Annotated in this window: 4 protein-coding genes; all 4 read left to right on the top strand. The window is 66.1% G+C overall.

The genetic code is table 11. From position 1 onward, the window contains the following. Window positions 1–482, top strand: a 482-nt coding sequence (locus VGI62_RS09845) for an SDR family NAD(P)-dependent oxidoreductase (RefSeq protein ID WP_331504305.1), incomplete at its 5' end; no start/stop codon positions are given. 42 nt (window positions 483–524) lie between these two features. Further along, on the top strand, window positions 525–974 hold the full coding sequence (locus VGI62_RS09840; RefSeq protein ID WP_331504304.1) for an SRPBCC domain-containing protein: 450 nt from the start codon (window positions 525–527) through the stop codon (window positions 972–974). Between the two features lie 101 nt (window positions 975–1,075). Then, entirely contained in the window at window positions 1,076–1,834 is a 759-nt protein-coding gene (locus tag VGI62_RS09835) for an SDR family NAD(P)-dependent oxidoreductase (RefSeq protein ID WP_331504303.1), read from the top strand. Further along, the coding region (locus VGI62_RS09830; protein WP_331504302.1) for a sigma-70 family RNA polymerase sigma factor at window positions 1,831–2,718 on the top strand (888 nt) is incomplete at its 3' end. The genes VGI62_RS09835 and VGI62_RS09830, both read left to right, overlap by 4 nt.

The following is a 2,718-nucleotide window of genomic DNA, read 5'->3' as shown; positions in this document are numbered from 1 at the left end:
TGGCGCTCTACGATGACTTGAGCGATCGAGCCGCGCTCGAACGCCACCTCGCCGTCAATCTCTTTGGCACGTATGGCGTGACCCAGGCTTTCCTGCCGTTGCTGACTCGTTCTCGGGGAGCCATCGTCAACGTTCTGTCGGTGGCGGCGCTCGCCGCCCTGCCGCTCATTCCGGCCTACTCGATCTCAAAGGCGGCCGCGTTCTCTCTGTCACAATCGCTGCGCGCTCTTTTGGCCGGACGGGGCGTGAGCGTACATGCCGTCCTGGCCGGCCCCGTGGACACGGACATGTCCCGAGGCCTCGAAATACCGAAGGCCTCCCCGGAGTCCGTTGCGCGAGCCATCTTCGACGGAGTGGAGAAAGAGGAGGAGGATATCTTCCCGGATCCCATGTCGGAGTCCCTGGCGCAGAGCTGGCGCAGCGGCGCGGCCAAGGCGCTCGAGCGCCAGAATGCAGCATTCGTGCCGGCGAACGCGGCTTGAGCGACGTCCCTCATGTCGCAACAGAACGGATAGGGGCGAGTCATGACAAATCAGAATTTCACCGCGACTTTTTCGGTGGACCAATCTCCCCAAGAAGTCTTCGACGCCATCAACAATGTTCGTGGCTGGTGGTCAGGAGAAATCGACGGCAGTACCGATAAACTCGGTGCCGAGTTTACTTACCAATACCAGGACATTCACCGCAGCACCCAGAGGATCACCGAACTGGTGGCGGGCAAGAAAGTCGCGTGGCACGTCCTGGACGCCCAAATCAACTTTGTCAAAAACAAGAGAGAGTGGAAAGGCTCTGACATTGTCTTTGAGATCACCAGGAAGGGCCGCAAGACCGAACTTCGCTTTACGCATGTCGGCCTGGTTCCTGCGATCGAATGCTACGGCAAATGTGCAGGCGCATGGGGCTTTTATATCAACGACAGTTTGCGCAGCCTGATTACGACAGGCAAAGGGGACCCCAACCGGAAAGAAAGTTGAACCGGCGCAACGCGCGGCGACGCGCTGGCGCGGCGGCGTTGATTGACTCCTTTTCCGCGCCTCGTTCGTCCTGGCTGCACCTGGACACTGGAGCAGAACCGATGAGCCTCAAAGATAAGACTGTCGTCGTCACCGGCGGAAGCCGTGGCCTTGGCCTGGGACTGGTCGAGGCCCTGGTCGCGCACGGTGCCAGGGTGACGGTCGTTGCCCGCGACGCCGATGCGCTCGAGTCCGTCCGCGCCCGGCTGGGCGTCGCCACGATCGCCGCCGACGTGACGGACGAAGCCGCCGCCCACCGCATCCTTGCCGAGGTCCGTCCCGACATCCTGGCGCTGAACGCCGGCGCGAAGCCGCGGATGGGTCGGTTGGATCAGGTGAGCTGGGCGGATTTCACCGCCACCTGGGAGACCGACGTCAAGGCCGGGCTCTATTGGCTGCAGGCGGCCCTTAACCTGCCGCTCAAACCCGGAAGCCGCGTCCTGGTGGGATCGAGCGGCGCGGCCGAGAACGGATCGCCGCTGTCGGGCGGCTATGCCGGCGCCAAGCGCATGCTCTGGTTCATGGCCAAGTACGCCAATAAGGTCGCCGGGCAGAAGGGCCTGGGCATCCGCTTCCAAGCGATCGTGCCGCAGCAGATAATCGGCGGGACCGGGGTCGGCGATGCGGGGGCCAGCGCCTACGCGCGGGCGATGGGCATCGAGCCCGAGGCGTTCCTGGCGCGGTTCGGCGCGCCGATGCCGCCCCGCCAGTTCTGTGACCACCTGGTCGCGGTGCTGGACGATCCGCAGTACGCTACGGGCTTCGCCTTCGGCCTGAAGGGCGATACGGGGATCACGGTCCTCGAAAGAGAGGCGGCTTGAGCGGGGACCCATCACCGCCGCCCACGGCGCGCCAAGCGCAGCTCCTGGCGCTCGCCGGGGAGCTGCGGCCGGAGCTTCACCGCTACTGTGCGCGCCTGATGGGCTCGGTGATCGAGGGCGAAGACGTGGTGCAGGACACCTTCGCCCGGGCCTTCGTCGCCCTGGACGAGCTGCAGGAGGTCCCGTCACTCCGCGCCTGGCTGTTCCGGATCGCACACAACCGTGCGCTCGACCTGCTGCGCAGCCGCGCGATCCGCGCGGCCGAGCCCATCGAGGCGGCCCACGAGGTCGCCGATCCGGAGAGCCCAGATCCTGTGGAGGTGCTGATGCGGCGGGAGGCAGTCGAAACGGCAGTGTCGCGGTTCGTGGAGCTTCCGACCGTGCAGCGCAGCGTGGTGATTCTCAAGGATGTGCTCGACCAGTCCCTGGAGGAGATCGCCGCCATGCTCGACCTCACCGTCAACGCGGTGAAGGCCCACCTCGCCCGCGGGCGGGCCCGGCTCAAGGCCATCAACGCCCAAGCCAACGCCCAAGCGCCGGCCCAGCCCGCGCCGCGCCCGCCGTCACCCGCCGTGGCGCGCTATGTCGCCCTGTTCAACCGGCACGACTGGGAGGGGCTGCGCGCGATGCTGGCCGACGACGTGCGGCTGATCCAGTCGACGTACCCGCTGCGCGCCGGCGCCGCCGACGTGGGCGTGTTCTTCGGCATCTATTCGCGCAGCGCCCCGGTGCGGCTCGCCCCGGCCTGGCTTGATGGCCGCGAGGTGATCGCGGTCTACGAGGATCCTCAGGCGGTGAAGCCCAGCTATCTGATGTGGCTGGAGTGGGCGGACGGCCGGATCAGCTTCATTCGCGACTACCGCTATGTCCGCTACGTCGTCGAC

Origin of the sequence: Phenylobacterium sp., from assembly GCF_036495085.1 — a bacterium.
GTDB lineage: Bacteria > Pseudomonadota > Alphaproteobacteria > Caulobacterales > Caulobacteraceae > Phenylobacterium.
The sequence above is the reverse complement of the archived record's forward strand: the minus strand, read 5'-3'. Positions and strand labels throughout refer to the sequence as shown.